At 32.6% G+C, this 15,621-nt stretch carries 13 protein-coding genes; 11 read left to right on the top strand and 2 right to left on the bottom strand.

Annotated elements, in window-relative coordinates:
• The first annotated feature begins 18 nt into the window (after positions 1 to 18).
• Together rpsI and AAA453_RS05345 are read left to right on the top strand one after the other, a co-directional pair.
• Positions 19 to 411 (top strand): 30S ribosomal protein S9, encoded by a 393-nt coding sequence (gene rpsI / locus AAA453_RS05340; RefSeq protein ID WP_002506992.1) that lies wholly within the window; start codon positions 19 to 21, stop codon positions 409 to 411.
• A gap of 213 nt (positions 412 to 624) precedes the next feature.
• Entirely contained in the window at positions 625 to 1,503 is an 879-nt protein-coding gene (locus AAA453_RS05345; protein WP_427706748.1) for an alpha/beta hydrolase, read from the top strand.
• Between the two features lie 67 nt (positions 1,504 to 1,570).
• Here AAA453_RS05345 and AAA453_RS05350 read toward each other — a convergent pair whose 3' ends face one another.
• Complete coding sequence (locus tag AAA453_RS05350; RefSeq protein WP_427706750.1) at positions 1,571 to 2,569, bottom strand: LLM class flavin-dependent oxidoreductase; 999 nt, start codon at positions 2,567 to 2,569, stop codon at positions 1,571 to 1,573.
• Between the two features lie 147 nt (positions 2,570 to 2,716).
• Here AAA453_RS05350 and AAA453_RS05355 point away from each other — a divergent pair, with 147 nt between their 5' ends.
• The 6 genes from AAA453_RS05355 (at position 2,717) to AAA453_RS05380 (ending at position 8,140) form a co-directional block, all read left to right on the top strand.
• Positions 2,717 to 3,724 (top strand): NADP-dependent oxidoreductase, encoded by a 1,008-nt coding sequence (locus tag AAA453_RS05355; protein WP_427706752.1) that lies wholly within the window; start codon positions 2,717 to 2,719, stop codon positions 3,722 to 3,724.
• 21 nt (positions 3,725 to 3,745) lie between these two features.
• On the top strand, positions 3,746 to 4,765 hold the full coding sequence (locus tag AAA453_RS05360; protein WP_427706754.1) for a zinc-binding alcohol dehydrogenase family protein: 1,020 nt from the start codon (positions 3,746 to 3,748) through the stop codon (positions 4,763 to 4,765).
• A 262-nt stretch (positions 4,766 to 5,027) separates the two neighbouring features.
• Positions 5,028 to 6,656, top strand: a complete 1,629-nt coding sequence (locus AAA453_RS05365) for a BCCT family transporter (RefSeq protein WP_427706756.1) — start codon at positions 5,028 to 5,030, stop codon at positions 6,654 to 6,656.
• A gap of 126 nt (positions 6,657 to 6,782) precedes the next feature.
• The gene (gene amaP / locus AAA453_RS05370) at positions 6,783 to 7,319 is read left to right on the top strand and encodes an alkaline shock response membrane anchor protein AmaP (protein WP_046465804.1); all 537 of its coding nucleotides are present in this window, start codon (positions 6,783 to 6,785) and stop codon (positions 7,317 to 7,319) included.
• A gap of 12 nt (positions 7,320 to 7,331) precedes the next feature.
• The gene (locus tag AAA453_RS05375) at positions 7,332 to 7,571 is read left to right on the top strand and encodes a DUF2273 domain-containing protein (protein WP_002506999.1); all 240 of its coding nucleotides are present in this window, start codon (positions 7,332 to 7,334) and stop codon (positions 7,569 to 7,571) included.
• Between the two features lie 68 nt (positions 7,572 to 7,639).
• Positions 7,640 to 8,140: an Asp23/Gls24 family envelope stress response protein gene (locus tag AAA453_RS05380; protein WP_427706758.1), complete on the top strand. Its 501-nt coding sequence runs from the start codon at positions 7,640 to 7,642 to the stop codon at positions 8,138 to 8,140.
• Positions 8,141 to 8,513: 373 nt separating this feature from the next.
• Here AAA453_RS05380 and AAA453_RS05385 read toward each other — a convergent pair whose 3' ends face one another.
• On the bottom strand, positions 8,514 to 10,475 hold the full coding sequence (locus AAA453_RS05385) for an IucA/IucC family protein (protein ID WP_427706760.1): 1,962 nt from the start codon (positions 10,473 to 10,475) through the stop codon (positions 8,514 to 8,516).
• Positions 10,476 to 10,905: 430 nt separating this feature from the next.
• Here AAA453_RS05385 and AAA453_RS05390 point away from each other — a divergent pair, with 430 nt between their 5' ends.
• From AAA453_RS05390 to AAA453_RS05400, 3 genes are all read left to right on the top strand, one after another.
• Positions 10,906 to 12,663, top strand: coding sequence for an IucA/IucC family protein (locus tag AAA453_RS05390; protein WP_427706762.1), 1,758 nt, complete (start codon positions 10,906 to 10,908; stop codon positions 12,661 to 12,663).
• A gap of 2 nt (positions 12,664 to 12,665) precedes the next feature.
• Positions 12,666 to 13,727, top strand: coding sequence for an alanine/ornithine racemase family PLP-dependent enzyme (locus AAA453_RS05395; protein ID WP_427706764.1), 1,062 nt, complete (start codon positions 12,666 to 12,668; stop codon positions 13,725 to 13,727).
• Positions 13,728 to 14,220: 493 nt separating this feature from the next.
• Complete coding sequence (locus AAA453_RS05400) at positions 14,221 to 15,594, top strand: YjiH family protein (protein ID WP_285323800.1); 1,374 nt, start codon at positions 14,221 to 14,223, stop codon at positions 15,592 to 15,594.
• The last annotated feature ends 27 nt before the right edge of the window (positions 15,595 to 15,621 follow it).

Genomic DNA, 15,621 nt, shown 5'->3' on the forward strand with positions numbered 1-15,621 from the left:
TAAAAGGAGGAAATTACATTGGCACAAGTTGAATATAAAGGCACAGGCCGTCGTAAAAACTCAGTAGCACGTGTACGTTTAGTACCAGGTGAAGGTAACATTACTGTTAACGGCAGCGATGTACGTAGCTACTTACCATTTGAATCATTAATTTTAGATATAAACCAACCGTTTGATGTTACAGAAACTAAAGGTAACTATGATGTTTTAGTTAACGTTCACGGCGGTGGATTTACTGGACAAGCTCAAGCAATCCGTCACGGTATTGCTCGTGCATTATTAGAAGCAGATCCTGAATACAGAGGTTCTTTAAAACGCGCTGGATTACTTACTCGTGATCCTCGTATGAAAGAACGTAAAAAACCAGGTCTTAAAAAAGCTCGTCGTTCACCACAGTTCTCAAAACGTTAATATTACTACTGCAACTGTTGCGAACTTATTCGCTTCCAGATACAGTACGCAAATTAGTGTAGACAGTTTGTGTTCGATATTAAAAAGCACTTTCCAATTATATTGGAAAGTGCTTTTTTTGTATTACAAAATAAAAATTTATTTTAAAACGTTAAGTATGATAAGATGTTGGGTAATTAAAGAAAATAACTCTATAATATAAGGCGTGATTACATGGAAGATAAAAAGAACTCTCGTAATTTCTACACAGTACTACTTATCATTTTGCTCGTTGCCTTATTAAGTGTAGCTATTTTAGTAATTAAATATTATGGAAATAACGAATATCCTGTCAGAAGTGATTCCGAGGAAGCGATACCTACATTTTATCTTCATGGATATAAAGGCTCAGCTGATTCAGGAAATTTTCTAGTAAATTCAGCTATTAAGTCAGGTGCATCAAAAGAGGTTATTCAAGCATATGTTTCATCTGATGGAAAGGTGACATTCGATGGAAACTTAACAAGTAAATCTAAATATCCAATTATTAAAATTAAGTTAGAAGATAATAATAATGAAAATGTAGAAAAAAATGCAAAATGGATAAGAAATGTCATCATTGCTACGAACTATCAATATAACTTTGAAAAATTCAATTTTGTCGCACATTCTATGAGTAATAAATCATTTAGTTACTATATGTTAAATTATGGAGACGATGAACAACTACCTACTTTAAATAAAGTAGTAAATTTAGCTGGAAACTTTAATGGTGAGGTAGATGTAGATGGTAAAAAATTAAATGTTGAATTAGATAAAAATGGTAAGCCTAATAAAATGATGGATGATTATAAAGAATTACGAGCAATGAAACATAAATATACTGATAACGTAAATGTGCTAAATATATATGGAGACATAGAAGATGGCACAGATTCAGATGGTAGGGTGACTAATGTATCTTCAAGGTCATTAAAGTATTTATTAGGTGACAGCGTAAAATCATATGATGAATTTAAAGTGCATGGCCCTAATGCAGAGCATGGAAAACTAGCAAATAATAAAAAAGTGCAAGATAAAATAAATGAATTCTTATGGGATAAAGATCTTTAAATTAAAATATCATGCAAAAAAGCAACATATCAGCCGACAGTTAAATGTGTGCGATATGTTGCTTTTATTATTTTGTCATATTTTCCTTGGCAATTAACTCTAGCAGTGTTTTCCGCTGTGTTTCACCAAAAACGTGGGGTTGAATCATAATTTCATCAGCATTAAATCCTAGAACAACATCATTCAGTGCTTTCATAACATCATTAGGTAAACCTGAAATCACTCTATTTTGGTTAAAATTCTTTTTATCTTGTTCACGTGTTGAGAGCTGTCGATGCATTGCAAATTCAATTGAAGGATAAAACTCAGGCTGATCCAAATAGCCAATGCGCACTAACCATAAATGAAATGCATGCTCTAATTGCGTTATTTGTGATTGCTGTTCTGCAGTAATTACAAACGTAGAAATAATAACAGAAGATTTGCTTTCAGGATGAAATTGTTCAAATAAGCCACGATAATGGTTAATAACATTTTCAATATTGTGGTTAGCTTGACCCATAAGCGCAACTACGAAAGGTAATCCTTTTTCCGCAGCAATGGCAGCACTTTGTTTACTCATACCTAATATATACATACTTGGCTTCGTATCGATTAATGGCGTCGCTTGTAAGCCTTTAAAACGATGATTATGAGTATTGTCATCATTAAAATAATGCATTAAATCATTAATTTGTGTTTTGTAACTTATATCCTTTGTTTTAGACTCATTTAAAGCCTGATTTACATTTTTGAAGCTAGGTGAGTGTCCTGTGCCTAAATCGACGCGTCCAGGGTGACGTGCTTCCATTAATTTAAATTGTTCTGCAATTTTATATGCACTATAATGAGGCAGCATAATACCGCCACTTCCAATATGAATAGAAGATGTTTGTTCTAAGAGTGACATCATAACCATTTCAGGCGCACTAGAGGCTACAGAGAACACTTGATGATGCTCTGCAACCCAATAGCGATAAAAGCCTAATGACTCAGCTAATTGAGCTAATTCAACGGTATGATTTAAAGCTTGTGTCGCGTTGCGGCCTTCAAAAATTGGAACATAATCTAAAATACTTAGTTTCACTTAAATATCTCCTTATTACTTTATATCGGTCAGTATATGAATTTAAAGTAAGCATAACATGACCGTATAGAGTTGAATAAGCGATTTGATTGATTGCACCGTTGTATCACTATAAAATGAAAGAAAATAGTGAATGGAGGCAATATAATGAATACAGAACAAATCGTATTAGCTAAGAGACCTGAAGGTATTCCTTCAGATGAGGTATTTAAATATGAAACTGTTGAAATAGATGTGCCGAAAAAAGATGAAATTCAAGTAGAAGCGTTATATATATCAGTGGATCCATATATGCGCGGACGTATGGATGATAGTGACTCTTATATCAAACCATTCCAAATTGATGAACCTTTATCAGGCCATGTTGTTGGGAAGGTCATTGAATCAGAAGCAGATGGTTTTGAAAAAGGTGACATTGTTACTGGACAATTCCCTTGGCAAAAACTAAGCAATGTCCCAGCAAAGCATGTTATTAAGGTATCTAACACAGATGTTCCACTACATTTATATTTAAGTGTGTTAGGCATGCCGGGTCAAACAGCATACCATGGGCTATTAAAAATTGGACAACCGAAAGAAGGCGAAACAGTTGTTGTATCTGCAGCATCTGGCGCAGTTGGGTCTGTGGTAGGACAAATTGCTAAATTAAAAGGTGCTTATGTTGTAGGTATTGCAGGTGGCCCTGAAAAAACAACATACTTAACAGAAACATTAGGTTTTGATGTGAGTGTGGATTATAAATCAGATGATTTTTCAGAACAATTTGCTAAAGCAGTACCGAATGGTGTAGATGTCTATTACGAAAACGTAGGTGGATCAATCGCTGATGAAGTAATGAAACACTTAAATCAATTTGCTCGAATTCCTGTTTGTGGCGCAATTTCTGGATACAATGATGCAACGATTGAACATGGTCCACGTATTCAACCCATCCTGATAAAATCACAAGCGTTAATGAAAGGCTTTATTGTGGCAAATTATGCAGATGATTTTGCAAATGCGAGTAAACAACTTGCACAGTGGGTTCAAGAAGATAAGATAAAAACAAAAACGTCAGTCATGAACGGATTTGAAAATATACCAGAAGCATTTAGAAATTTATTTACAGGCGATAACTTTGGGAAACAAGTAGTACAAGTGTCAGACAATATCTAAACATTAAAGGAGATATGTAATATGAAAGCAATAGGTGCAGATACTCGTTTTGATCTAGATGAAGGAAATCAGTTCTATGAATTTGAAGTTGAACGACGGGAACCAACGCAATACGAGCTCTTAGTACGCGTACAAGCTATTAGCATTAATCCTGTAGACACGAAAATAAGACAGTCTCCTGTTGACCAGCCACCAAGAATTCTAGGGTTTGATGCTGTCGGTGTGGTAGAAGCAGTAGGTGAAGAGATTAATCATTTTAAAGTTGGCGACGAAGTATTTTATTCGGGTTCTCCTGCATATCAAGGTTCTAATCAAGAATACCAACTTGTTGACGAGCGTCTTGTTGCTAAAAAACCTAAGAATATAACTGCGACTCAAGCTGCTAGTTTACCTTTAACAGGACTAACTGCATCAGAGACATTATTTGATATATTTAAAATTTCGCATAATCCAGAAGATAATAAAGGTAAGTCTATTTTAATTATCAATGGTGCAGGTGGCGTAGGAAGTATTGCAACACAAATAGCCAAACACCATGGACTCCATGTCATCACAACTGCTTCACGAGAAGAAACGTATAATTGGTCTAAGGATATGGGTGCGGATATTGTGTTAAATCATAAAAATGATTTAATTAAAGAGTTTGAAAAATATGAAATAAGTGAAGTTGATTATATTTTCTGTACGTTTGATACAGACCAATACTATGAAAAAATGATCGAACTCGTAAAACCAAGAGGAATCATTGCAACCATTGTCGCTTTTAAAAATAAACAAGATTTAAATTTACTAAAAGACAAAAGTATTACATTTACACATGAATATATGTATTCAAGACCACTACATGAAACTGAAGATATGACTTTACATCGTGAATATTTAACGGATATTTCTGAAAAAATAGAAGCTGGCGTATATCAACCTACATTAAATAAAGTGATAGATGGTTTAACAGCAAATAGTCTGTTCGATGCACATAAGCAACTTGAAAATCAAAACATGATTGGTAAATTAGTAATTCAACTCAATCAAGAATCATAAGTTATAAATATTAAAATCTGTCATGTTACTGTGTTATGAAGTTAATACGCTAGATAAGCCTTCCAAACAATTACCTTATTGGTGAATAATTGTTTGGAAGGCTTTTAAATATGTTATTTTATTATAATTTAATTTTTAGTAAATCGAATTACAGTGTTTAAATAAGTTTTTATAATCCTTAAAAGTGGTTACAATTATGGATTATATTAAGTATGATAGGGTATGTATGTTACATAAAATAAAGGGAGTGTGTATTTTTGTTATGCATTTTAAAAAAATGACGGTAGTATTTTGGGTGGCATTAGCTATTTGTACGTTATTTGTGCTCTATGGCGCAATATTGCCGAAACAATTAGAATCAGTTACTCAAACTATTACAAATTTTATAGCAGTTAATTTTGGTTGGTATTATTTATTACTTGTATTAGTCATATTAATTGTATGTATTTATCTATTATTTTCTAGATATTCATCTATTACATTGGGTGAAGAAGGCGAAGACCCTGAATTTTCATTAAAATCATGGTTCGCAATGTTATTTAGTGCAGGCATGGGAATTGGTTTAGTCTTTTGGACGACTGCTGAACCTATCAGTCATGCATTTACTTTAACGCCATTACATAAAGCAGGAACACAAACTGCAATTAACGATGCGATGCAATTTTCATTCTTTCATTGGGGCGTGCACGCATGGGCTGTATACGGTATCGTGGGACTCGTTTTTGCGTACTTTAATTTCCACAAAGGTTATCCGGGATTAGTCAGCGCTACGTTAATACCTGTTTTAGGTAGTAAAATGATGAAAGGTCCTATCGGTGGGGCGATAGATGTCCTTGCAATTATCGCTACTGTAACTGGTGTTGCTGCAACACTTGGTTTTGGTGCGTTACAAATCAATGAAGGATTGAACTTCTTATTTGAAATTCCTTCTAATTTTGGGACTCAAGTGATTATCATTATCGTAGCAACCTTATTATTTACTTGGTCAGCTTGGTCAGGTATTGATAAAGGTATTAAGAACTTAAGTAATATTAATATGGCATTAGCATTCATTGTATTACTCTTATTGTTCTGTGTAGGACCTACACTAACGATATTAAATACATTTACCAATTCATTAGGTGATTATATTGCTAATTTCTTTAATATGAGTTTACGTATACCGCAATCAGGTGGCGAAAAATTCCAGTGGCTACAACAATGGACGATCTTCTATTGGGCTTGGTGGATTTCATGGGCGCCATTTGTTGGGATCTTTATCGCTCGTGTGTCTCGTGGTAGAACAATTAAAGAATTTATATTAGGGGTGCTATTTGTACCGGCACTTGTATGTTTCCTATTTTTCGCAGTGTTTGGTGCATCAGCAATTTATTTACAACAAAATGGTATTGCGAATATCGCGAAAGAGGCAACTGAAACGGCGACCTTTGCCACGTTGGAACATTTCCCATTAGGATTTGTATTAAGTATTGTTACGCTAATAGTTATTATGATTTTCTTTGTAACATCAGCTGACTCAGCAACATATGTATTAGGTATGTTGAGTTCTAAAGGTAGTATTAATCCTTCTGGTTTAGTCAAAGTCAGTTGGGGCATTATATTAGCACTATTTGCAATGATCATGATTTACACAGGTGGAACACAATCGATTCAAAACCTGTTAATTATTGCAGCCTTACCATTCTCCATCGTCATTATAATAATGATATGGTCACTCTTTAAATCCTTAGCCATAGAAAAGCCGAGACCTAGTAATAAATTACTTGTCACGGATAATCAGCTTTTACAATATCGTAAAGCAAATCAAGAGGATTCAGAAAATCAAGAAAATAAAGCAAAACAAGACGATAAAGAAATAGAAACAACTGAAGATCATAAGAGAAATAGCTAGAGCAAACTTATTTTGCCATAGAAATTATTTAAAATATACAATAAAAATGTTTCTAAGATTTTTTAAAAGGGTATTAGTCTTATATGACAAGTACATAATCTAGAAACATAGGAGGTGTCATACGAGGTGAAGCGACTTAAAAATTTCATATTAGGACTTTTAATTGTAGTAATCGTTGGTGTTTTACTGTTTATGTATATCAAAGATTCTAGAATTACTCAGTATCAAGATTACTTAACTCAATTTAATTGGTTTCAACCGACCTTAATAACTTTAGCAGCGTTACTTATTTTAATTGGTCTGATACTACTATTCAGCTTGTTTAAACCTACGTATAGAAAACCCGGACTTTACAAAGATTTCAATGATGGTCATATTTATGTATCGAGAAAAGCAGTTGAAAAATCAGCATACGATACACTTGTACAATATGAACAAATTCGTCAACCGAATGTGATTGCAAAATTGTATAACAAGAAGAAGAAATCACATATTGCTTTGAAAGCAGATTTCTTTGTGCCAGGTGATGTTCAAGTTAAATCATTAACGGAAGAAATTAGAAATGACATTAAGCAGAACGTAGAACACTTTACTGAATTACCAGTATCAAAACTAGAGGTCAACGTTAGAGATCAAAAAACCTCAGGCAAACGTGTGTTGTAAGGGAGGGTTATCATGACTAATAATAATCACCAAAATGGACAAGATTCTACACAAGAAGTTGTTGATTTCTTAAAAGTATTTAAATGGAGAATCATTGGATTCTTAGCATTCTTGATTATCGCAATATTATTCTTAACTCTTGGTTTCTGGAGTACAATATTAATCTTAGTGTTATGTTTGATTGGAATTGCAATCGGGTATACTAAAGACCGTAAGCAAGACTTTTTAAATTTCTTAAATCGATGGAGTTAGTATTTTCAAATATTGAAAAGGCTTAAAATTAAATTTTTTAAAATTGAGAAGACAAAGGAGATTTTAATATGGCAGTAGATAATAACAAAGCAAAACAAGCATATAATAATCAAACTGGAGTTAATGAACAAGAAGTAGAAAAACAACAACAACAACAACAACAAGAACCGGAATTTTCAAATAAGTTATCATTTTCTGATGAAGTAATTGAAAAAATTGCAGGTATCGCAGCGCGTGAAGTAAGTGGTATTTTAGAAATGAAAGGCGGATTCGTCGATAGTATTTCTAACTCATTCGGAAGCAACGAGAACGTTTCAAGAGGCGTAAGCGTTGAGGTTGGAGAAAAACAAGCAGCTGTAGATTTGAAAGTAATATTAGAATATGGTGAATCAGCACCTAAAATCTTCCGTAAAGTAACAGACTTAGTTAAAGAACAAGTTAAATATATTACTGGTCTTGACGTAGTTGAAGTTAACATGCGCGTTGAAGATGTAATGACTAAAAAAGAATGGTCTCAAAAAAATGAAAAAAGCCAAAGCTCAAATAACGAGGAAAAAGGCTTACAATAATTAATTGAGTATCAAACTAAATAAAAACCGCTAAAGTAATTTGCTTTAGCGGTTTTAAAATGTCGAAAAACCAATTACTATAAAAGTAATTATTTTGTGTTTATAGATATTATTCTCTTGAGACTATCTTTGTTCATTCATTTCACTGTTTAAAGCTTATATGAAATGAATATTTTTTGCTAATTCAATTATACTCATTTCTATGTGTGTTGGCCTTTATAAGAATACAATCAATGAATCATAATATTATTTAAAAAATGGCAGTGATTTGGTCCGACTCCTACGGGAAAAATACTGGCCGAAGACTACAGGCTGAGACATATATTTTGTCTCAGCCTGTTTTAATTATTAATAAAGCCTTGATATACTGTTTTTAATGAGATGCATGACTCCGATGTAAGGGGTTATTCACTTGTATATAAGTATAAATATCTGCTTCATCTTCTAGCCTCATCGTTGTTACACATTTATAGTCAATTTTAGGCGCAAATAATAGTGCTCGAATTGCATCAATTCTTTTAGGATCATCCATAGTATCAGCAATGACATTTAACTTGTTAGCCAATAGATCACTGACAGTTGACCAGATACTTTGTTCTAAATCATTAATAGCACTTGATTTTGCTAAACTACAGATCAATTCTCCAAGATGGTTTTGAATACTAGAATAAAATACTTTATTAAAAACAGTTTGTGATTGATTCGTTAAAATTAAGGATTTCTCATGAAAATTTTGAGTGTTATATCCCTGGTGATTCAAATAAGCTTCATCAATACGTAAGCCTTCAAAATCACGAACATATAATTTGTTTAATGAGCCATCACTATTAAATGTAGCGATAGTATTTTGTAAATGTGCTTCGAGAGCGATGCCGTATTTAATGTATAAAGGTAGCGTAATATCAATTAGTGCTTGGCTATAATGTTCCATCCAAGCGATACATGCTTCTTTATAAGAATCACAAGTATGTGTTTGTGCATACTTTTTGATAAGTGTATTGATCGGTGTTTCATAGTTATAAGCATAGTTGGCGACTAAACTTGATGGAATCATAGGCGTTGTTTTATTATCAATAAGATCATAAATATTAGTTCTAAATAACGAACCTAATTGTTCACTTCTAATAGTTTGGATATCACGTGAATCGTCTGTTTTAAAAAAGTGGATGCCAGCAATTTCATCAATCGTATCGCCAGCAATATTATGAAATAAGGTATCGTTATGTTTAATATCATTTAAAATTTGTGTGACTTGAGGGCCATTAATTGTTGTTTGTTCTGATAAAGTTCTAATTTCACCTGTGATGTGCACATTAGTGGATAGTTTAATGTGGGGTGAAGTTATAGGTAGTTTTGGCATGAGTGTTCTAAACGATAGACCAGCGTGATAATCAAGTTGGTAGCGTATTGGAATGATTCGTTTTTCTTTAAGCTCATTGGCATATTGATTGGTTAATATTTTATTATACTGCCATGGATGTACGACCATGATATAGTATGTATCAATAAACTCAGAACCAACCTCTTTTAAAACTTCAGAATATAAGTCTTCGAATAAACCATATAAAGTTTCATTGTAATTTTTGGATAATGATTCAACTTTTGCAATATCTTTATGCATTAAGATAAATTTTAAGCCTATAGCATTGTTGAACTCAGAAGAATAATTAATTGTAGTTTCGGGTGTCATGCCTTTACGCAATTTTGCACCAGGATGTAAGGGATGTCCTTCAACGACTGCTTGTTCGGATCTTAAATAACTATCTTCTGCTTCCATAATTACTTGACCAAGAGGTAAAGTTTCATCGGCTAAGGTAATCGTTTGAAAGCTAAGTGAAATAGCCATATTAGCTACGCTATTATTTATATCTTCTCTAAATTGATGACTCGCATCATTATCAAGTGTTGGTGCTTCGGTTAAAATACAAGTTAATATCTCTTCTGGATGTAAAATCCTTTCAAAATTATCCTTATTTTCAAAATAAAATGGTCCTTCAACATCAATTCTATCGAATGCATGTATTCCAGTAATAGGTGCATATAAAGTTTTTTGAGTGTGTGGGAAAGCTATTTTTAATGTTTGTACCTGATTAGTTGCTAAGTTTACTGGTGCATCTTTTGTTGCAATTATGTGACTATAATCGCGACTATTAATTAAGTTTTCTCGATGTAAAGAAGTGATGAGTCGCTGGGATATTTTATCTCTACTGACTAATAACGTTTTAACAAATGCATCACGCCATTCATCGTTGATAGATTCTAAATAGGTTAAGGCATATTGTTCATCATTAGTTAGTTTGTTAATTGAATTGTTAAAGTCTATGTTTGAATTCATAAGGCACCTCTTAAAATTATTTTACAAAAGCATAAGGTATTTATATAATCTATATTAGTTGCATTGATAATTGTTATCAATTATCAAATTAAGTGCGGATTTTAGCATAGTATTATTTAGCTAAATTGTATGAAATATGAAAGATAACAGTTTCATCATTTATATTTACCACTCTTCTATGTATTTTAACATCTCAAAGTGAATGAACACCGTATCATTTATTTTTCAGTACCGTGTTGATTTTGGAAAATAGAGGGAAAATAGGGAATATTAAAATGAAAAAGTAGAAGTACATTACTTTAAGTACAATAATCATGCGCTTTACAATAGAATTTTTAGATATGATTAGCATAATAGAATTGAATACATTTGTGAATACAATATGATTCAGTATTATAAATAGACCGAGAAAAAATGGGGGCAATCTTGTATGACGGATCAGACACGGCAAACTGCAGATAAAAACGTACAGTACCGTATTTATAACGCGATTATTAAGGAACATATTTTTCCTGATAAAATGATAGTTAATGAGTTTGAAGATTGTATTGAATTACAATATCACGGACAACTTTTACAAGTGGATAAAGTACGTAAAAGTGATATGGAAAGATATGTATTTAAAGGAAAGATACGTTATATCAAAGGTAACACTAGAATGACAATCGAAACTGTAGAACAATTACTCGACGTATTGGACAACCAATTTGATATACCAATTAGCAACAGATTGAGAGAAGAACTGATTTCTAGTAGAGATGGCTTTGTATGGACGTATGATCATTTTTCTCATAGACAAGCATTGATTCATGCAACATTGAAATTTTCGAGAATGCCTGAAACTATTAATTTCTTTACCTGGTTAAAACATTTTGAGGATTCAGAAGAAATTAATGATTTAACTTATTCGGAGAGTATAGTTGTAGAAGGACATCCGACGCATCCCTTGTCTAAAACGAAATTGCCTTTAACAAAGGAAGAAGTGAAATTATATGCGCCAGAGTTTGAAAAGATTATTGGATTAAAAGTAATGCTTATTCATAAAGCAGATTGTATTACAACGTCAATGGAAGATGATGAACAATATATTTTGAATCATATTATTCCTGAATATCGTTATAAACTTAAAGCATTTTTAGAACCATACCAGTTTGAGCTAGAGGATTATAGAGTAGTACTCGTACATCCATGGCAATATGACAATGTGATTGTGCATCAATTTGCGAAGTGTATTAAAGAAGGAAGATTATTACCCACACCATTTGAAATAGAATCCAAAGCAACTTTATCATTTAGAACAATGGCATTAATCAATAAACCATTCCATATTAAATTACCAGTAAATATTCAAGCTACAAGTGCCATTAGAACCGTTTCTGCTGTGACGACAGTAGATGGGCCTAAACTCAGTTATGAATTACAAGATATGTTAGATCTATACCCACAATTACAAGTCGCCTTGGAGCCTTATGGTATTCATGTAAATATAGATGACGAAGCTGCACGTCAATTGGCTTGCATAGTGAGACACAAACCTTATATTGCAGATAATGGGACGACATTGGTGACAGCTAGTTTAGTTAATAAAAATCCAGTTGATAACCAAGTCATTGTAGACAGTTACTTGGAGTGGATGGGAGTAGGACCTACATCAATCGCCATCAAACAATTTATGTGTAGTTATGCGAAAACTTTAATCAAACCATTAATTGCATATATACAAGATTATGGTATTGCCTTGGAAGCGCATATGCAAAATACTATTGTAAATCTTGGACCGAATAATCAAATGAAATTTATCATCAGAGATTTAGGTGGTTCAAGAATAGATTTAGAAACTTTAAAGTATAAATTACCTCATATTGATATAACGAATACAAGTCTCATTGCTGAAAATATTGAAGCGGTGATCGAAAAATTTCAACATTCAGTAATTCAAAATCAAATCGCAGAACTGATTCATCATTTTTCAAAATATGATGAAGTAGACGAGAGGGCGTTATTCGAAGTAGTAGGTGACATAGTATACGAAGCAATAGATCCACAAAAAGCACATGCTCAAGTGTTGAAAGCAGTTTTGTTTGGACCTAAGATTTCAGTCAAAGCATTGTTGCGTATGAGAATGGAAAATAAAGTGAAACAGTACGTAACGATAAAATTAAAGAATCCATTATATAAAGAGGTGTAAACATGGCACAATTACAGATTAATTTATCTAAAATTCAATATAACGCCCATGTATTAAATGCCTTGTGCAGTCAAAATAATATTTGTTTTACACCTGTAACCAAGTGTGTGGCTGGCGATAGCAAAATTATAGAAGTGTTAAAAGACATCGGTATTACACACTTTGCAGACGCCAGAATTGATAATATTACGAAGAGTAAAGATCCAAATATATCTTTTGCAATGATAGGCACTACAAATCAATATGGACTTGAAGATGTAGTACGTTATACGAATATAAGCATTCAAACTGAGATAGCGACGATTCGACAATTAAATGACCTTGCAGGTAAACAAGAAGTGAAGCACCAAATTTTACTCATGGTGGATTGGAAAGATGCAAGAGAAGGCATCTTAACTTATGATGTAATTGATTATATTAAAGAAATAATTCAGATGCATCATCTTAATCTTGCAGGGTTAGCATTCAACTTTATGTGTTTTCAGTCGAATGCACCTACTGAGGAAGATGTGAAAATGATTAATCAATTTGTAAACTCTATTGAAGAAGTGACCAATATAAGATTTAAAATCATATCAGGCGGGAATTCAAGTTTGTTAACGCAAATGGCTTATAGTGATTTAGGTAAAGTTAACGAACTGAGAATAGGCGAAACGCTCTTCAGAGGAATTGAGACCTCAACAAATCATCCAATTGCAATGTTATATCAAGATACAATTATTTTAGAAGCAGAAATAGTAGAGATTAAGCCACGTATAAACTATGATACAGGCAAACAATATTTACAAGCTATCATTGATATTGGTAGCTTAGATACGCATGTCGAAACAATTACGCCTGTGCATCATCAAGTGAAAATATTAGGCGCAACAAGTGATCATGTCATGATTGATTTATTAAATCAGGATTTTTATCAATTAGGAGACAAAATACAATTTAGTCTAGATTATAAAGCTTTAGCACAAAGTATGTATATGCCTAATATAGCAAAGGTATATATACATGATGAAGGTATTGAGCAAGCAATTACAAACATTAAAAATCAAGTGTTTAATTCATTGTAAAAAGCATTAAACATTAAAAAGATTTTATTATTTTCATCAGCTGCTTCAATTTCAGTCGTAGGAGGAATGCGTTTTTTTGGCTTATTGCATAGCATGGGGCACAAAAAATAGTCGAGCATAAGCACATCCATACCCTACTTATTTTAGGTTTGATTAGTGTACGCCTATTGACCATGAGTGATGTGTTAGCAAGAGATACGCACTAACTTATAGATATTACTGTCGATATAATTGTTGCTGCTGTCGGCACTCGATACGCTTTAATTTATTAAGAAAAATATAATTCAAAAATAAATTGCAAAAGTAAGCGTTTTCATATAAAGTGTAATTGACCCTAAATAAGATTAGGGTCAATTATTTTATTTATACATATACAAGAAGACAATAAAAACCTAAATTTATTGATTTACATATTTATACATAATAGGTTATAATTATTGCTGTTGCTTTTTTAAGTGTATATAAAAATATAAACACCTAAGGGGTGAATGAAATGAATAAATATAGTAAATCACAATTAGTGCGAGGTAGGTTAAAGTTCATAGTCATGTCATTGATTGGTATTATCTTGTTTTTGGTACCTATTACTGTGACTGAAGATGGTGTTAAACAAACCACATTACCCGTCGCGTTTTTAGCAGGACTATTGCAAGATGTACTCGGGGACGCCATGCCATTAATTATTGTTTTGATTATCACAATATCAGGCATATTATCAATTTTATGTTCCACAATATTGAAAAATAAATTAGAACCGGAAGGACTTTTATATAATGCATTTAATGTGAAAATCGTCTGGTTGTTATTAAGAATATTAGCAGTTGTTTTTGTATGGATGACTTATTTGAAAGTCGGTACTGAAGTAATTTATTCTGCAGATACTGGCGGGCTTGTATTTGAAAGTCTATTGCCAACATTAGTTGCTGTGTTCTTATTTGCAGCATTATTTTTACCATTACTTATGGAATATGGATTGTTAGAATTTTTAGGGCCAATCTTTAGACCTATTATGAGACCTTTATTCACATTACCAGGACGTTCTACAGTAGATAACTTAGCATCGTTTATCGGAGATGGCACAGTAGGGGTATTAATAACAAGTAAGCAATATGAAAGTGGTTTTTATTCTAGACGTGAAGCGACAGTTATTGCTACTACTTTCAGTGTAGTATCTATAACATTTGCAATCGTCATTGCAGAAACAGTACATATGCAAAACCATTTCTTCTATTTCTACTTCTCAGTTATTGTTTCGTGTATTGTTTGTGCATTGATTTTGCCAAGAATTTGGCCATTAAAATCTATCAAAGATGAATATTCAAAAGAAGTATCTGAAGAAATGAGAACTGAAAAATTACCAGAAAATAAAACTGCATTAGGTCACGGTTTTGACATGGCGACTGAAACAGGTATCAATGCGCCAGGATTCAAATCATTTTTCAAATCTGGACTTAAAACAGTTGTAGATATGTGGTTTGTTATTTTACCAGTTGTTATGAGTATTGGTACACTAGCGACAATCGTTGCGACATACACACCGATATTCGCAATTATTGGTAAACCGTTTGTACCATATTTAGAATTACTGCAAATTCCTGAAGCTGCACAAGCATCAGAAACAATATTAATAGGCTTTGCCGATATGTTTTTACCATCTATATTAATTGAAGGTGTAGGTAATGATATTACATTATTCGTTATCGGTGCATTAAGTATTAGTCAGTTAATCTACTTATCAGAAGTAGGTGGAGTGATACTAGGCTCAAAAATTCCAGTCAGTATCTTTAAACTGTTTGTTATTTTCTTAATCAGAACAATTATTGCATTACCAATTATAGCGTTGATGGCGCATCTGTATTTTAATTAGTTTAAAACAATATGAAATATGAATAAG

Origin of the sequence: Staphylococcus parequorum, from assembly GCF_039237145.1 — a bacterium.
GTDB lineage: Bacteria > Bacillota > Bacilli > Staphylococcales > Staphylococcaceae > Staphylococcus > Staphylococcus equorum_A.